Origin of the sequence: Acidovorax sp. LjRoot66, assembly GCF_964253305.1 — a bacterium.
Lineage (GTDB): Bacteria > Pseudomonadota > Gammaproteobacteria > Burkholderiales > Burkholderiaceae_C > Acidovorax.
The window spans coordinates 560,592-575,856 of record NZ_CAXUQU020000001.1; the positions used below are offsets into that span (position 1 = coordinate 560,592).

Consider the following 15,265-nt stretch of genomic DNA (forward strand, 5'->3'; position numbering starts at 1 on the left):
TACAAAACATAGCAATTTGAGCTGCAGACTATGGTGCGGCCGGGCAGGCCTGCCCGGCGCATGCCGGCTGCCGCCTTGATTTTCCTGCCCCCATGCTGACCGACGCCCCCACCTTGCTCCCCGATGCCGCACCACCCGCTCCCGTGGCGGGCAGTACGGACCGCGAGGCCATCAAGCTCGAAAAGCGCCTGGTGCGCCAGGTCAGCCAGGCGATCGCCGACTTCGGCCTGATCGCCGATGGCGACAAGGTCATGGTCTGCGTGTCGGGCGGCAAGGACAGTTACGGCATGCTCGACGTGCTGCGCATGCTGCAGCAGCGCAACGGCAACCGCTTCGAACTCATTGCCGTCAACCTCGACCAGAAGCAGCCGGGCTTTCCGGCCCAGGTGCTGCCCGGGTACCTGGCGGGCCTCGGCGTGCCCTTTCACATCGAGACGCGCGACACCTACAGCGTGGTCAAGCAGCACGTGCCCGAGGGCAAGACCATGTGCAGCCTGTGCAGCCGCCTGCGCCGGGGCATCCTCTACCGCGTGGCCGACGAGCTGGGCTGCACCAAGATCGCGCTGGGTCACCACCGCGACGACATGCTGCAGACCTTCTTTTTGAACATGTTCTTCGGCGGCAAGCTCAAGGGCATGCCGCCCAAGGTGCAGAGCGACCGGGGCGATCACGTCATTGTTCGCCCGCTGGCCTATGTGGCCGAAGCCGATCTCACGCGCTGGGCCGAGCTGCGCGAATTCCCCATCATTCCCTGCACCCTGTGCGGCAGCCAGGAGAACCTGCAGCGCAAGCAGATCGGGCAGATGCTGCGCGACTGGCAGCAGCTGTACCCCGGCCGCATCGAGAACATGGCCGTGGCGCTGCGCAACCTGGTGCCCTCGCACTTCATGGACCCGCGCCACTTCGACTTCCAGGGCCTGGTGGCCAACGGCGTGGCCGATGCCGATGGCGACAAGGCCTTCGATGGCGAGCAATTCCCGCAGGCCATCGCCATGCCGGTGCCGCGCTGAACCCCACACAACCCGATTGGATGGCCCCCCGATGACCGCCCTCAAAGCCCCTGAACTGCTGCTGCCCGCCGGCTCGCTCGACAAGATGCGCGCAGCCTACGATTTCGGTGCCGATGCCGTGTACGCGGGCCAGCCGCGCTACTCGCTGCGCGCGCGCAACAACGAGTTCCGCCTGGAGCAGATCCGCCAGGGCATCGCCGAGGCGCATGCGCGCGGCAAGAAGTTCTTCGTGACCAGCAACCTGATCGCGCACAACGACAAGATCCGTACCTACCTGCGCGACATCGAGCCCGTGATCGACATGAAGCCCGACGCCCTGATCATGGCCGACGCCGGCCTCATCATGATGGTCAAGGACAAGTGGCCCGATGTGCCGGTGCACCTCTCGGTGCAGGCCAACACCACCAACTGGGCGGCCGTGAAGTTCTGGCAGAAGATGGGTGTGGAGCGCGTCATCCTCTCGCGCGAGCTGAGCCTGGACGAGATCGCGCAGATCCGCCAGGAATGCCCCGACATGGAGATCGAGGTATTCGTGCACGGCGCGCTGTGCATCGCCTATTCGGGCCGCTGCCTGCTCAGCGGCTACTTCAACCGCCGCGACCCGAACCAGGGCACCTGCACCAACGCCTGCCGCTGGGGCTATGCCACGCATGGCGCCGATGTGGACCCGACCACGGGCGAAGCCGTGGCGCAGAAGATGGAGGCCGGCTTCGACTTCGCCACCGCCCAGCAGGAGGCCGAGCAGTCGTTCTCTACCTGTGGCGACGGCGCACGCCACCCGGCGGCCGACCAGGTCTATCTGCTCGAAGACCTGGGCCGGCCCGGCCAGCTCATGCCCATCATGGAAGATGAGCACGGTACCTACATCCTCAACAGCAAGGACCTGCGCGCCGTGGAGCATGTGGCGCGCCTGGCGCAGATCGGCGTGAATTCGCTCAAGATCGAAGGCCGCACCAAGAGCCTGTACTACGTGGCGCGCACCGCGCAGGTGTACCGCCGCGCCATCGACGACGCCGTGGCCGGCCGGCCCTTCAACCCCGAACTGCTGGTCGAGCTCGAAGGCCTCTCGAACCGCGGCTACACCGGCGGCCTGCTCGAGCGCCGCCCCAGCCAGGATTACCAGAATTACCTCAGCGGCCATTCGGCCACGCAGCGCAGCCAGTTCGCAGGCGAAGTGCTGGGCGCCGACGGCCAGGACGCCGTGGGCCTCGTCGGCGACTGGGTGCAGGTGGAGACCAAGAACCACTTCGCCGTGGGCGACCTGCTGGAGGTGGTGCACCCGAGCGGCAATGTGCAGTTGCGGCTCGAGCGCATGCACGACATGCACGGCCAGCCCGTGGCCGTGGCCCAGGGCAATCCGGTGCGTGTGTGGATTCCGCTGCCCGCGCGCTATGCGGGCGCCCTGCTGGCGCGGGTGGTGGAGCAGCCGGCCTCCGCGCCCGAACTGGTGGCCTGAGCATGCGACTGCGCTCTGTCTGCTCTGTGGCCGTAGGGCTCGCCGGGTCGGCCCTGTGGGTGCACGGCGCGGCGGCGCAGCAGACGGCACCCGAGGTGCGCCACGTGCAAGGCTCGTGGGTCAACCTGCGCGAGGCCCCGCGCGCCGATGCGCGCGTGCTGGCCCAGGTGCCCGCCAACACCGTGCTGCAGCAGTTGGCCGAGCGCGATGGCTGGTGCGAGGTGTCCTACCGCGGCGATCCGCGCCTGAATGCCGGCGGCAAGGGCGCACTGGCTTCCCCCCTGCCGCTGCAGGCGCACGTGGCCTGCAACCTGCTCGCGCCGGCACCCCTGGCGCTGGTGCAGGCAGCGAAAGACCCGGCACGCGCCTTCTGGGTGGCGCCGTCGCCCAAGCGGCTGCGCGCCTATGGCAATGCCTTGCCCCGCCCCGCCGCGTTGCAGATGCCGGCACTGATCAAGACCCATGCGTTGGGGGCCGAGGTGCGCTATCCGGCCCGGCCCGAGTTCGAGGCCGCCAAGCGGCTGCTGCGCGCCGGCGTACTGCTCGACCCAACGAACGAGATCGCGCGCGGCAAGCCGGTGGACCCGGTGGCCGATATCAGCATCCCGGGGGTACGCCTGGCGCTCAAGCCCATCGCGCCCTCGCGTTTCAAGCGCCATGGCGAGGTGGCGCTGCTGCACGACACCGAGGCCGATGGTCTGGCGGCGGTGGCGGGCAGCCGCCTTGCAGTTGTCCCCACGGATGTGCCCATGGGCGGCCACAACCGCCACAACGGCCCGGAGATCGAATTCGTCACGGGTTTCTGGGACGTGGGCGCGGCCTATCTTGTCTTCGATCCTCCGCTCACGATCTACGCGATCACGCACCAGGGCTTGGTGGGCGCGCAGGGCCTGCGCAAGCGCACCTGGATGATCGACAACGGGGATTTCTATTGCGGGGGCCACTACACCGGCCCCGGGTTCGAAGACCCGCCCGCCGGCGGTGGCGACGAATTGGTCAACGTGAAGGGCTATGCACGCCTGTCTGACACGGCCCAGGTTCTCACCCGCCTGGTAACCGCCACAGCCCTGCCCGCCAGCGCGGTAGCCGTGCAGGCGCGGCGCCACCCCAAGGAATGGACCATTGCGGCCAGCCCTCCCGAGGTGCCCCAGCCCGTGCGCATCCAGACCGCCGTGGTGGCCTACGAGATCGACCTCGACCGCGACGGCATTGCCGACATCCTGCGCATCGAGATTCCGTCCAAGGGCGAGATGTCGGGCCAGCCGGTATTCACGCACCACTGGTACCTCAACGTCGGCGGCCAGTGGTTCCGGGCCGGCCACTGGGTGGACCAGGAATGCACCTGACCAGCCGGGGCTGAGCAGGCGGGGTCAGCCAGCGCGCGCCGGCTGGCGCAGCAGTGCTGCCAGCACCAGCGTTTCGGCCAGGACCTCGAAAACCTCCTCGAAGGTTGCCAGCTCCGGGGGCACCCCGGGCCACTGGTCGACCGCAATCGCCCACAGGCCCATCAGCAGGCCGGCCCACATCAGCGCCTGCGTGCTGCGGTGGACGAGAGCCCGGTGCAGCCAGGCCAGGGTGGCCGCACCGACCAGGCCCACGGCCAGCATCGGTGCCTCGCGCACCCAATGCGAATGGCAGGCGGTGGTCCATTCGATGCAGCGGAATTTCCACAGTTCGTGCAGCATGAACTGCTCGTCCAGCGCCAGCGCGCCAAAGGCCAGCACCAGCCAGATCCCCAGTGGCCGGGGCAGGGCGCGTTCGGCGGTCAGCCGCAGGGCGGTGACACCCAGCGTGAGCAGCAGGGCGCTTGACAGCCAGGAGGCTGGGGATGCGTCGGAGCGCAAGGCGCGCTCCCAACTGGGCGCGAACAGGCAGGCGCTCAGCAGCAGGAAGCCGGCCACTGCGGCAAGCACGGCCGGAGCGACCCAGGCATGGGGTGGTGGTGCAGGCGAGGGTGGGAGGGTCATGGTGGCGAGGGCTGGCCGAATTCTGACGCAGGCAGGGGGCCCCGGGTGCGGCCGCCCTGTTCATCGGCACTGAATCGCTCCAGAATCAGGCGTCTACCCACAGTCACGCATGGCCACCCCCATCGACTCCTCCCGCCCTGGCGCCTTGCCGCCCGTGGCCCAGTTCCTGGCAGAGGCCGCGCTGCAGCGGCAGTCTTCGCTGCTCGGGCTGGACAAGCCGACTGCGGTGCGCGCGCCGGTTCCGGTGGCCGACCCCGCAGGGAGCCCTGTGCCGTCGCCTTCCGCTACGCCGGTTCCTCCTTCGGCACCAGCAGCGGCCCCGGCCGACAAGGCCAGTATCTCGGCCCAGGCGCGCGGCCAGCTGGGCGCAGGGTTTGACCCGCGCCAGGCCCTGCCCGCCGGCGGCGCGGGTGCCAGCGCGGCGGCGCGGACCTCGCTGCCGATGCTGCCGCCTGCGGGGGCGCCCTTGGCGGCGTCCCAGGCTGTACCGGCCACCGGCACGGCGCTGCTCGCTGCGGCCACCTGGCCCGCCGAGGGCCTCGACGCCCCCGTGCTGCGCATGGTGAGCGCCATGGTGGCGCAACTGACCGGGGGCGGCGGCATGCCGCAGCGGGTGGTCGCCGCCCAGCCCTGGCCCGTGGGCCTGGCCCATGCACTCGAAAGAGGCGACGCCGAACCCGGGCAACCGCCGCTGCAGACCTGGCTGGTGCGCCAGGGCACGGTGCAGACTCCCGAAGGGCCGCGCGGCTTTGCACTGACCCTGCGCATGCCCGTGCCCTGGATGGCATCGCAGTCGGCACCCTCTGCCGTGGCATCGCCCCCGCCGGCGCCGCTGCAGTTACCGTTCTCCGGTAACGCGCAGTCCTTGCAATCGGGGGTGTTTGCGCTGGTGCTGCAGGGGCCGGAGGCGGTCGCTGCGCGCACCAGCGCGCTGCTGGTGCTGGACTTCCAGGCCCAGTTGCCCGCCGCGGTCTACGGCCGTGAAATGCTGCTGCCGCAGGCCCAGCGCCTGGACCCCTGGACGCAGATGGCCGTGCTGCAGGCCAGCGGCCACCTGCCCACCGAGGAAGCCCGCGAGCGCGACCGGCCGATGTGCGAGGTGTCTGGCTGCCCTTATGCGGGGCGATCCCCCTGCGCGCAGCCGTTCTGCCTGGCCCTGCGCTGGGTGGAGCCCGTCGTTCCGGTCCGGCCGGCCGGACCCGGGGCCTGAAGTCTCAGCCAGCGAACTGGCTGTCCCGCACATCGCCCACACTGCGGCGTATCTCGCCGTGGCGTGCGCGCGTGATCGGGTAGGCCAGCAGCAGCGGTATCGCCAGCGCCAGGCACAGCGCGGGCAGCGGGCCGGTCATCAGCCGTATGCCGCCCAGCGCCTGGGCCGACTGGGCCACGTTGGGCACGTAGTGCGTCAGGTCGAGCACGGCCGCAACGACCACCGTGGCCAGGGTGCGCGCGATCTTGTCCACCAGGCCGAACAGGCCGTAGTACATGCCGGTGGTGCGCTCGCCTGCGAGCATGTGGCCGTGGTCGATGGTGTCGGGCACCATCGCGAACGGCACGATCCAGTGCGCACCCATGCCGACGCCGATCAGCGCCAGCACGACCGGCACGGCCCCCTGCTGGCCCGGCCCGATCCAGTACAGCGTCAACAGGCCGGTGGCGCTGAACACCAGGCCCAGCAGGTAGGCCCGGTTCTTCTCCCAGCGGTCCACCACGCGCTTCCAGACGAACAGCGAGATGCCCACCACCCCGAGCAGGATGGCCATGAGCCGCGGCAGATCCCCCTGCGTGCCCTGCAACTGGTAGATGACGAAGTAGGCCAGCGCGCCCTGCACCAGCGTCAGGCCCAGGCGCACCAGGCCGGCGGCGCCGACCAGCAGCAAGAAGGGCCGGTTGCGCAGCGTGCCCAGCAGGGTGCGGCGCACCGAGTCCCAGGCAGGGGCCGGCTCGGCTGTGGCCTCCTCGACTGCGGGTTCTCGCACGCGCCAGGCCACCACGGCCACCGCCATGCCGGCCACCAGGCCGAAGCAGGCACCCGCCAGCGCATAGCCCGTGCGCGCATCGGGCGCGGCCCGCACCAGCACGGGCATGAGCACGCTGCCCGCGAAGAAGCCCAGCAGCGCACCCAGCGAGGCAAAAGCCGTGAGGCTGGTGCGCTCGTCATAGTCGCGCGTGAGGTTGGCGGCCATGGCCTGGTAGGGCAGTTGCACCAGCGTCATCAGCGTGTCGAACAGCGTGTAGGTTATGGCAATCCACAGGAAGGCGGCCACGGGCGAGAGGCCCGGCGGCACCATCCACACCGCCGCCGACACCACGGCCAGCGGAATGGCGCCGTAGATGAGGTACACCCGGTGGCGGCCCCAGCGCGAGCGCGTGCGGTCCGTCACCCAGCCGAACAGCGGGTCGTTGATGGTGTCCCACACCTTGCCCACCAGCAGCGCGGCGCCCGCCACCGCCGGCGGTACCAGGGCCACGTCGGTGTAGAAGATCATGAGCAGAAAGCCCATGGCGGCGATCAGCATTTGCAGGCCCACATTGCCCACGGCATAGCTGAGCTTGGTGGCCAGCGGCAGCCTGGTGTCGGCGGTCGTCCCGCTCACAACGCGTGCGCCGGTTCGGCCACGGGCTCCTCGGCGTCGAGCATGGCGCGTACCTCGCGGCGCAGCATCTTGTTGAGGAAGCTGCGCGGGATTTCGGGCACGATGCGCACGCGGTCGGGCTGCAAGGCCGCGGACAGGTTCTCGCCCATGTACTCGGTGATGTCGTGCTCCAGCGCGCGCCAGCTGTGCTCGGTGCGCCAGCTCTGGCGCAGGCTCACCACCAGCACGGCCTGCTCGCCGTGCTGCACCAGGCAGCATTCCTTGACGGCTGGGTGCTGGTGCGTAACCTCTTCCACCTCGCGCGGATTGAGCATGCGGCCGTCCTTGTGCACGCGGTCGGCGCTGCGGCCCAGCACGTGCAGGTAGCCCTCCTTGTCGAAGTAGCCCATGTCGCCCATTACTACCCAGCCGTCGCGCAGGGTCTCGGCCGTCTTCTCGGGGTCGTGCCAGTAGCGCTCGAAGCTGACCGGCGTCTTCACCGTGATGAGGCCTGTGGACCCCAGGGGCAGGGGGTTGAAGGCGTCATCGCGCACCACCACCTCCACCCCGGGCATCACGCGGCCCACGGAGGACAGGATGTGGAGGCCCACCGGCGCGCCGCTCGCGTCCACATGTTCGTGCGGCAGCAGCCAGGTGATGGGCGGCAGCGCCTCCAGGCAGCCGTAGCCCTGCTGGAAGATGGGTCCGAAGTGGCGGATCGCCTCGGCGATCTTGGGCGCGGGCATCATCTCCGAGCCATAGGGCACGTGCGTGAGCGAGGCCAGGCGGTAACGCGGCAGCTCCGGGTCGTCCAGCAGGTCGATGATGGCCGAGGGCGAGAGGAAGGCGCGCGAGACCTTGTGGCGCTCGATCAGCCCGGCCAGCGTGGCCGAGCGGAAGTTCTCGGGCATCACCAGCACCGCGCCCGAGAGCAGCGTGGGCAGCACCAGGCCCGAGCCCGGCCCCGTCAGCGGCAGGCCCAGCATGTTGATGTCCTGGCCGCTGGCGGGAGGCGTGAAGTTGATCGACTGCGCGATGAAGCGCACGCTGTCCAGGTATTTGCGGTGGGTATAGCCGATGGCCTTGGGCAGCCCCGTGGTGCCCGAGGTCATGTGCAGTGCGAACACCTCGTCCTCGTGCACCTTGGCCGTGCCGCGCGTGGGCGTGGCCTGGGCCAGCGCGTCCTCGTAGGGCTTGCCCAGGGCCAGGATGTGCAGGCCGGGCATGCGCTCGCGCACGGTGGCCAGAATGGGTGCGCTCAGCGCCGGGTCGTGGATGAACACCGTGGGCTTCACGCGCAGCAGCGTATCGAGCGCCGCCTGCGCCGACAGGTGTTTGTGGAAGCTGGCGAAGATGGTGCCGTTTTCGAACGTGGCCAGGCGCGTCTCGTACTGCTCGCCGGTCTCGGGCAGCCAGGTGAATACGATGTCGCCCTGCTTCACGCCCTGCGCCTGCATCCAGCCATTCAATCGCAGCACGCGCTCATGCAGCTGTTTATATGTGAGGGTGCCGCGCCGGTCGATGAGGGCGCGTTTGTTGCCGTGCAGGCGGTAGGCCAGGCGGGCCACCGAGCGGGCGGTGCGCAGGCGGCTCAGCATGAAGCGCGCCATGACGCTGCGCAGGGAGGGAATGGCCACCGTGGTCTCCTGGGATTGCCGAATGCAAAGCAGTCTCCCATGTGGCCCCCGGTGCAATCATTTCCATTTGTTGGCCTGCGTATCTGCCTGTTTCACGGCCCGCCAAGCGGTTGCATCGTGCCGACAACAGGCGTGAACGAGGGCACGGGGCGTCGCCCGCGCGCAACAGCCCTGCCCATGAAAAAACCGCCAGGGCCGGGGTGCGGCGCTGGCGGTTGCTTTGGACCTGAAAGCTGCCGGGTGGGCCGCTTCAGTCCGGAGAACGGCGCAAGCTCATGGATACAGGCCGCGCATTTCGCGGGCATGCAGGATGCGCTGGCAGGCCACGATGAAGGTGGCGGTGCGCAGGCTCACCTTGTGCTCCTGGGCCACCTGCCACACGCCGGCAAAGGCGTCCTGCATGATGCGCACCAGACGGGCGTTGATCTCGTCCTCGCTCCAGAAGAAGCTGGAGAAATCCTGCACCCATTCAAAGTAGCTCACTGTCACACCGCCGGCGTTGGCGATCACGTCGGGCAGCACCAGCACGCCCTTGTCGTGCAGGATGTCGTCCGCCTCGGGGGTGGTGGGGCCGTTGGCGCCCTCGATCACCAGCTTGGCCTTGATCTGGCCGGCGTTGTGCTCGGTGATCTGGCCTTCCAGCGCGGCGGGGATCAGGATCTCGCAATCCACCCCCCAGAACTCTTCGGGCGCCATGGTGTCGGCGCCGGCAAAGCCGCCCACGCCACCGCGGATCTTCACGTGCGCCAGCAGGGCCGGCACATCGAGGCCCTTGCCGTTGAAGATGGTGCCGGTGTGGTCCTGCACGGCCACCACCTTGGCGCCGGCTTCGGCAAACAGCTTGGCGGCGATGCCGCCGACGTTGCCGAAGCCCTGCACCGCCAGGCGGGCGCCTTCGAGTTGCAGGCCGGTGAGCTTGGCGGCTTCCACACCCACGGTGAACACGCCGCGGCCGGTGGCTTCCACGCGGCCCAGCGAGCCGCCCAGGTCCACGGGCTTGCCGGTGACCACGCCGGTGGCGGTGGAGCCGGTGTTCATCGAGTACGTGTCCATCATCCAGGCCATGATCTGGCCGTTGGTGTTCACGTCGGGTGCCGGGATGTCCTTGGTGGGGCCGATGATGATGCCGATCTCGCTGGTGTAGCGGCGCGTCAGGCGTTCCAGTTCACCCATGGAGAGCTTCTTGGGGTCCACGCGGATGCCGCCCTTGGCACCGCCGTAGGGCACGTTCACCGCCGCGTTCTTGATCGACATCCAGGCCGACAGGGCCATCACTTCCGACAGTGTCACGTCCTGGTGGAAGCGCACGCCGCCCTTGCCGGGGCCACGCGAGGTGTTGTGCTGCACGCGGTAGCCCTCGAAGTGGGCGATGGTGCCGTTGTCCAGCTCGATCGGCACATCCACGATCAGCGCGCGCTTGGGGCGCTTGAGGGTTTCCACCCAGCGGGCCAGGTGCCCCAGGTAGGGCGTGACGCGGTCTACCTGCTGCAGGTAGATGCCCCAGGGCCCGAGGTTGTCGGCCTGCAGGTACGAAGGCAGGGTGTGGACGGCGCCCAATTTGGAGGGGGTGGCCGGCGCGCCGGAAGATTGCGACATGGTGAATTTCCTTGTGGGATAAGTTCAAGCCACGAAGCTTATTCCTGCCCCGCAAGCCTGTCCAAGGCCGGAGTGTTACAGGATTATGCAATCGATGCATAACCTTGAAAAGACGATCCTGGCCTTCGCCGAGTCTGTGCAAAGGGGTCGTGCCAGTGCCCCTTCGCGGCAGGCAGGGCCGCCTCACTCCACCTTGAAGTCCGCCAGCAGCGGATCGCCCGGCGGATAGCGCAGGTCCAGGTTCTGCAGCACCTGGCGCAGCACGCTGGCGATCATCAGGTTGCGGTGGGTCTTGGAGTCGGCCGGCACGATGGTCCAGGGTGCCCAGGGCGTGTGCGTTGCGTTGAGCAGGGTGTCATAGGCCCGGCGGTAGTCCTTCCACTGCTTGCGCACCTCGATGTCGCCCATGCTGAACTTCCAGTGCTTGGCCGGGTCGTCCAGCCGCTCCTGCAGGCGCAGGCGCTGCTCCTCGGGGCTGATGTGCAGCAGAAACTTGAGCACGATGGTGCCCGTCTCGCTGAGCATGCGCTCGAAGTCGTTGATGTGGGCCAGGCGCTGCTGTTGCTGTTCGGGCGTGATCCAGCCGTTGACCACGGGCACCAGCACGTCCTCGTAGTGGCTGCGGTTGAAGACCGTGATGTCGCCGTCTTGCGGCACCTGCTGGTGGATGCGCCAGAGGTAGTCGTGCGCACGCTCGGTCTCGGTGGGGGCCTTCCAGCCCACGGTGTGCACGCCCAGGGCGCTCATGCGGCCGAACACGCCGCGGATGGTGCCGTCCTTGCCCGAGGTGTCGGTGCCCTGCAGCACCACCAGCAGCTTGTAGCGCTTGTCGGCATAGAACAGGTTCTGCAACTCGTCGAGCTCCAGCGCGAGGGCCTCCACGGCGGCCTTGTCTTCGGTCTTGCTGCCCAGCGAGAACGGCTTGGCTCCTGGATCCCAGTCGGCCAGGGCAGAGGTCTTGCCTTTCTTGCCGCCCGCCTTGGGCTGCCAGGCCGACCAACGCTCGCCGAAGGCCTTGCTGCTGCTCTGGAAGGGAGGGGTCATGGTGTGCATCTCCAGTGGTTTGAAAGGGGGTATCAATGGTTGCCGTGGGCCATGCGGTAGGCCATGGGGGTCTGGCCTACCGCATGGGTAAAGGCCCGGTGCAGGCCGGCCTCGCTGGCAAAGCCCAGGTCCTGGGCGATGCGCTTGAGCGGATGGCGGGTCTGGCACAGGGCATCTGCGGCCTGCCGCAGCTTGATGCGGCGCATCCAGTGTGCCGCAGCCAGGCCCGTGTGCTCGCGCACCCGCCGCGCCAGGGTGCGGGTGGACAGGTGCATGGCCACCGCCAGGTCGGCCAGGCACAGACCTTGGGCCGGGCTGCGCTGCACCCATAGCATGGCGCTGCGCAGGGCAGGCTCCGCCTGCGCCATCAGATCCAGCCCGGCAAACACGGGGTGGGTGGCGCGCGGACGGGGCAGCATCAGCACCTCCTGCAGGTCCTGCACGGCCTGGGGCGGCAGCCGTGCCGCCAGCGCGTGCAGCATCAGCGGCAGGTAGCCGCTGGCCCCGGCGGCGGTGGTGGCCACTGCGTGCGCCACCAGGGGTTCATCAAAGCGCCATTGCACGGCCGTGAACTCCTGCTGCAACGCCGCCTGCAGCCACCAGGTGGCCGTGGCCGCATGGCCATCGAGCCGGCCGCTGGCGGCCAGCAGCACCACGCCGGCGCAGTAGCTCCACGCCTGCGTGCGGCGCGGCAGGGCGCGCAGCGCCCGCACCAGGGGCTGCAGGGGGCGCAGCTGGGCCCGCACTTCGTCGGGTGACGACAGCCACAGGCCCGGCACCAGCACGGCATCGGCCTGTGTCTGCGCCAGGGTTGACGTGGGCAGCAGTGCCGGCCCCTGCCATGTGGATACCGGCTGAAGGTCCAGGCCCACCCACTGCACGTCGAACAGCGGCCGGCCCGCGCGCAGGTTGGCCGCGCGCGCCATGTCGGCCGTCGCGAACAGGCCTGCCGGCATGCAGCCCTCGTAGAGCAGCAGGGCCAGGCGCAGGGGGCGCGCGGGGAAAGGGGAATCAGCTCCCAGGCCTGGCATGGATTGGCAATGAATTGTCCATTCCAGCCATTTTCACCAGACGCACGCCTTTGAACAATAGGGCTTCATCCATTGCCACAGCACCTGCCCCATGAAGATCACCCAATTGCGCAACGCCACCATCGTGCTGGAATTCACGGCCCAGGGCGCGCCCGTGGCCCTGCTGGTCGACCCCATGCTCTCGCGCCAGGGTGGCCTGCCCACGCTGCGCTACCTGGGGGGCACGCGCCGCCGCAACCCCATCGTGGAGCTGCCCGAAGTAGCCGATGCCGTGCTGGGCCGCGTGACGCATGCCCTCATCACCCATTGCCAGCGCGGCCACTTCGACCACCTGGATCGGGCGGGCAAGCAGTTCCTGCGCGGGAAGGGCACGCCCGTCTTCTGCATGCCCCGCGATGCGGACTACCTGGCCACGCGCGGCCTGGCGGTGCAGCCGCTGGCGGGCCCGGGCCGCCAGCCCTTTCTGGGCAGTGGGTACATCACGCCCATCGCCTGCCTGCACGGGCGCGGCTGGGTCGGCCGCCTCATGGAGCATGGCCATGGTTACCTGATCGAGATGCCGGGCGAGCCCAGCGTCTACATCGCCGGGGACACGGTGCTCACGCCCGAGCTGCGCGATTGCCTCACCCGCCTGCGCCCCGACGTGGCCGTGCTGCCGGCCGGCGGTGCGCGCTTCGACCTGGGGGGCGAGATCCTGATGGATGGGAAAGACGTGATCGGGGCCTGCACCCTGGCCCCCGGCACGGTGGTGGCCAACCACCTGGAAGCACTCGACCATTGCCCTACCACGCGCTCCGGCCTGGCGGGCCTGGCCGCAGAGGCTGGCGTGCAGCAACGGCTGTGGATTCCGCAGGATGGCGAGTCACGCGTGTTCTGATGCGGGCGTCGTGGAGCAGACCTGCTCGGCGGGGTGTCCAGCCCGGTGTGCGTCGTGCGACATCAGGTCCACGAAGCGTCGCGCGCCCAGGCCCAGCGGCCGCTCCTTGGACCACACCACGTCCACCCATAGGGCCGTGCCATTGCTCAGGTTCTCGAACGGCATCTCCACCAGCGTGCCGGCGTCAATGCGCGGCTGCACCAGGGCACGTGGCTGCCAGCCCCAGCCCAGGCCCGCCTCGATCAGGCCCAGGGCGGCCAGGTGGTTGTCGGTACGCCAGTGGTGGCGCGCGAAGACGAAGCGCCGGTCGATCTGCGCCAGGTCGCGGCTGGCCACCACGATCTGCCGCGTGGTCGTGAGGTGCTCCTCGCGCAATTGCGCCTCCCCGGCCGGCTCGCAGCGCTCCGTGGCGGCTTCGCGCGCGGCCTGCAGCACCGGGTGGTCGGGCGCCATCACCGCCACCAGGGTTTCGCTGCCTACCTCCTGGAAGCCTTCGCGCCCGTCGATGCTGGGGCGTTCGAACACCAGCGCCAGTTGCGCGCGCCCGGTGTGCAGCAACTCGAGCGCATCGACCTGGGGCGCGGCCAGCACCTCCACCTGCAGCAGCGGGTACTCGCGCGCCAGGGCGGCGATCGGCTCGGTCCAGCGCGATGCCAGCAGCTCGGGTGCGATGGCCACCGTGAGCCGTTCCTCCAGCCCCTGGGTGAGCGACAGCGCCTGGGCGTTGAGTTGTTGCAACTGGCCAGCCAGCAGCCGCGCCTGGGGCTCCAGCGCCCGTGCGGCGGCGGTGGGCCGGGGCTCACGGCCACTGCGGTCGAAGAGCGGCATGTCCAGCTCCGCCTCCAGGTGGGCAATCGCCATGCTCACGGCCGACGGCACGCGCGAGAGGCTGCGGGCCGCTGCCGAGAAGGAGCCCTGGTCCAGCACGGACAGGAAGACCTGGATGTTGTCCGACGAAAAAGCCATAGAGGGCTCAATCTATCAGAAAAACTGACACAAGCTAACTTTTTATATCAGCCTCTGGCACATACAGTCCTGCCCATGGAATCGCAGAACACCACCACTTCCCTGACAGCAACCCAGACCGCCGCCGGCCTGCAGGGCGTCAAGCGCCGCGTCGTCTACGTCACGCTGTACGAACTCATCGCCATTGCAGCCGCCACGGCGGGGCTGGCCTTTCTCTCGGGGCAGGGCGCGGCGCATGCCGGCGTGATCGCTGCCGTGGCAGCCCTGATCGCCGTGGCGTGGAACGTGTTGTTCAACTGGGCTTTCGAGCGCTGGGAGGCGCGGCAGGAGGTGCGCGGGCGCAGCGCAGCCCGCCGCGTGGTGCATGCCGTGAGCTTCGAGATGGGCCTGGTGATCACCCTGGTGCCGATCTTCGCCTGGTGGTTCCAGATCAGCCTGTGGCAGGCACTGGTGATGGACATCGGCATGATCGTCTTCTTCCTGTGCTACACCTTTGTCTTCAACTGGGTGTTCGACCACGTGTTCGGCCTGCCCGCCAGTGCGCAGGGGGCTGCACAGGTCTGACGCCGCACGCAATGTGCGCTTTGTTACCCGGGGGATGCACAGGCTGCTTAGGGCGTGTCATCATTCATTTCACCCCCGCGAAAGCCTGCAGCGCGGTGCAGTGCAAGGCGCCCTGAGTGCCGTGTAGCACGGCTACACAAACGAAGGGCAACGCCGCAATGCGCCGCGCTGCAGGCTTTCCCTTCGGGCTGGCCCCGGCATGCGGCGTCTGCTTTGTCGCTCGGCTTGCCAATAGCCCGCTATTGGCTGCGCCGCGCTTCGCGCATCCATCCGCATGCCGAGGCCAGCGCGGGGGTGAAATGAATGATGACACGCCCTATCTGAAAACAGTCAATCAAGGAGCCAGCATGGATCAAAACCAGGATAAGAAACCGTCACCGCCTGCAGGCGGTGGCTTCTGGGTCAACCTCATTCGCGCCGAGATGGTCGTGCAGGTGGTGGGCTTGGTCGTCATCGGGGTGGTGGCTGTCACGGCCATCATCGTGTTCGGCATGAAATAGGGCCGCCGCCTTTCTCAGGACCGCCCCGGTCGCACAACCGC

At 68.8% G+C, this 15,265-nt stretch carries 14 protein-coding genes; 7 read left to right on the forward strand and 7 right to left on the reverse strand.

Features of this window, described 5'->3' with window-relative positions; all coding sequences use genetic code 11:
- The first annotated feature begins 92 nt into the window (after positions 1-92).
- The 3 genes from ttcA to ACSQ3Y_RS02665 are packed head-to-tail and all read left to right on the forward strand — an operon-like array spanning position 93 to position 3,812.
- Positions 93-1,010 carry a tRNA 2-thiocytidine(32) synthetase TtcA gene (gene ttcA, locus ACSQ3Y_RS02655; RefSeq protein ID WP_436176352.1) on the forward strand — a complete coding sequence of 306 codons (918 nt, stop codon included), beginning with the start codon at positions 93-95 and terminating at the stop codon, positions 1,008-1,010.
- 31 nt (positions 1,011-1,041) lie between these two features.
- A complete protein-coding gene (gene trhP / locus ACSQ3Y_RS02660) occupies positions 1,042-2,466 on the forward strand; it encodes a prephenate-dependent tRNA uridine(34) hydroxylase TrhP (RefSeq protein ID WP_057200296.1) in 1,425 nt (474 codons plus the stop codon).
- 2 nt (positions 2,467-2,468) lie between these two features.
- Positions 2,469-3,812 (forward strand): SH3 domain-containing protein, encoded by a 1,344-nt coding sequence (locus ACSQ3Y_RS02665; protein WP_057200295.1) that lies wholly within the window; start codon positions 2,469-2,471, stop codon positions 3,810-3,812.
- A gap of 24 nt (positions 3,813-3,836) precedes the next feature.
- On the opposite strand, the gene ACSQ3Y_RS02670 is transcribed toward ACSQ3Y_RS02665, so the two are convergent.
- Positions 3,837-4,433: a hypothetical protein gene (locus tag ACSQ3Y_RS02670; RefSeq protein ID WP_057200294.1), complete on the reverse strand. Its 597-nt coding sequence runs from the start codon at positions 4,431-4,433 to the stop codon at positions 3,837-3,839.
- 109 nt (positions 4,434-4,542) lie between these two features.
- Between ACSQ3Y_RS02670 and ACSQ3Y_RS02675 the strand changes: the two genes are divergently transcribed.
- A complete protein-coding gene (locus ACSQ3Y_RS02675) occupies positions 4,543-5,643 on the forward strand; it encodes a hypothetical protein (RefSeq protein ID WP_057266759.1) in 1,101 nt (366 codons plus the stop codon).
- Between the two features lie 4 nt (positions 5,644-5,647).
- On the opposite strand, the gene ACSQ3Y_RS02680 is transcribed toward ACSQ3Y_RS02675, so the two are convergent.
- The 5 genes from ACSQ3Y_RS02680 to ACSQ3Y_RS02700 all read right to left on the reverse strand — a co-directional run bounded on the left by ACSQ3Y_RS02680 (position 5,648) and on the right by ACSQ3Y_RS02700 (position 12,317).
- Entirely contained in the window at positions 5,648-7,030 is a 1,383-nt protein-coding gene (locus tag ACSQ3Y_RS02680) for an MFS transporter (protein ID WP_436176353.1), read from the reverse strand.
- A complete protein-coding gene (locus ACSQ3Y_RS02685) occupies positions 7,027-8,646 on the reverse strand; it encodes a class I adenylate-forming enzyme family protein (protein WP_436176354.1) in 1,620 nt (539 codons plus the stop codon). The genes ACSQ3Y_RS02680 and ACSQ3Y_RS02685 overlap by 4 nt, the downstream gene beginning before the upstream one ends.
- Before the next feature lie 273 nt (positions 8,647-8,919).
- The gene (locus ACSQ3Y_RS02690) at positions 8,920-10,242 is read right to left on the reverse strand and encodes a Glu/Leu/Phe/Val family dehydrogenase (RefSeq protein ID WP_436176355.1); all 1,323 of its coding nucleotides are present in this window, start codon (positions 10,240-10,242) and stop codon (positions 8,920-8,922) included.
- Between the two features lie 183 nt (positions 10,243-10,425).
- Positions 10,426-11,295, reverse strand: coding sequence for a PPK2 family polyphosphate kinase (locus ACSQ3Y_RS02695; protein ID WP_057266757.1), 870 nt, complete (start codon positions 11,293-11,295; stop codon positions 10,426-10,428).
- A gap of 23 nt (positions 11,296-11,318) precedes the next feature.
- Positions 11,319-12,317: a GlxA family transcriptional regulator gene (locus ACSQ3Y_RS02700; RefSeq protein ID WP_436176356.1), complete on the reverse strand. Its 999-nt coding sequence runs from the start codon at positions 12,315-12,317 to the stop codon at positions 11,319-11,321.
- A gap of 91 nt (positions 12,318-12,408) precedes the next feature.
- Here ACSQ3Y_RS02700 and ACSQ3Y_RS02705 point away from each other — a divergent pair, with 91 nt between their 5' ends.
- Entirely contained in the window at positions 12,409-13,194 is a 786-nt protein-coding gene (locus tag ACSQ3Y_RS02705; RefSeq protein ID WP_057266755.1) for an MBL fold metallo-hydrolase, read from the forward strand.
- Here ACSQ3Y_RS02705 and ACSQ3Y_RS02710 read toward each other — a convergent pair.
- A complete protein-coding gene (locus ACSQ3Y_RS02710) occupies positions 13,180-14,160 on the reverse strand; it encodes a LysR family transcriptional regulator (protein WP_057266754.1) in 981 nt (326 codons plus the stop codon). The genes ACSQ3Y_RS02705 and ACSQ3Y_RS02710 overlap by 15 nt on opposite strands.
- Positions 14,161-14,235: 75 nt before the next feature.
- Between ACSQ3Y_RS02710 and ACSQ3Y_RS02715 the strand changes: the two genes are divergently transcribed.
- Together ACSQ3Y_RS02715 and ACSQ3Y_RS02720 are read left to right on the forward strand one after the other, a co-directional pair.
- A complete protein-coding gene (locus ACSQ3Y_RS02715; protein WP_057200285.1) occupies positions 14,236-14,724 on the forward strand; it encodes a PACE efflux transporter in 489 nt (162 codons plus the stop codon).
- Positions 14,725-14,882: 158 nt separating this feature from the next.
- On the forward strand, positions 14,883-15,224 hold the full coding sequence (locus ACSQ3Y_RS02720) for a hypothetical protein (RefSeq protein WP_436176357.1): 342 nt from the start codon (positions 14,883-14,885) through the stop codon (positions 15,222-15,224).
- The last annotated feature ends 41 nt before the right edge of the window (positions 15,225-15,265 follow it).

Excerpts from the sequence above, each read along its gene's own strand:
- ACSQ3Y_RS02675 (WP_057266759.1), top strand. The coding sequence starts at position 4,543 with ATGGCCACCCCCATCGACTCCTCCCGCCCTGGCGCCTTGCCGCCCGTG.
- ACSQ3Y_RS02720 (WP_436176357.1), top strand. The coding sequence starts at position 14,883 with ATGCGCCGCGCTGCAGGCTTTCCCTTCGGGCTGGCCCCGGCATGCGGC.
- ACSQ3Y_RS02670 (WP_057200294.1), bottom strand. The coding sequence starts at position 4,433 with ATGACCCTCCCACCCTCGCCTGCACCACCACCCCATGCCTGGGTCGCT.
- ACSQ3Y_RS02700 (WP_436176356.1), bottom strand. The coding sequence starts at position 12,317 with ATGCCAGGCCTGGGAGCTGATTCCCCTTTCCCCGCGCGCCCCCTGCGC.
- ACSQ3Y_RS02710 (WP_057266754.1), bottom strand. The coding sequence starts at position 14,160 with ATGGCTTTTTCGTCGGACAACATCCAGGTCTTCCTGTCCGTGCTGGAC.
- ACSQ3Y_RS02715 (WP_057200285.1), top strand. The coding sequence starts at position 14,236 with ATGGAATCGCAGAACACCACCACTTCCCTGACAGCAACCCAGACCGCC.
- trhP (WP_057200296.1), top strand. The coding sequence starts at position 1,042 with ATGACCGCCCTCAAAGCCCCTGAACTGCTGCTGCCCGCCGGCTCGCTC.
- ACSQ3Y_RS02695 (WP_057266757.1), bottom strand. The coding sequence starts at position 11,295 with ATGCACACCATGACCCCTCCCTTCCAGAGCAGCAGCAAGGCCTTCGGC.
- ACSQ3Y_RS02705 (WP_057266755.1), top strand. The coding sequence starts at position 12,409 with ATGAAGATCACCCAATTGCGCAACGCCACCATCGTGCTGGAATTCACG.
- ttcA (WP_436176352.1), top strand. The coding sequence starts at position 93 with ATGCTGACCGACGCCCCCACCTTGCTCCCCGATGCCGCACCACCCGCT.
- ACSQ3Y_RS02690 (WP_436176355.1), bottom strand. The coding sequence starts at position 10,242 with ATGTCGCAATCTTCCGGCGCGCCGGCCACCCCCTCCAAATTGGGCGCC.
- ACSQ3Y_RS02665 (WP_057200295.1), top strand. The coding sequence starts at position 2,469 with ATGCGACTGCGCTCTGTCTGCTCTGTGGCCGTAGGGCTCGCCGGGTCG.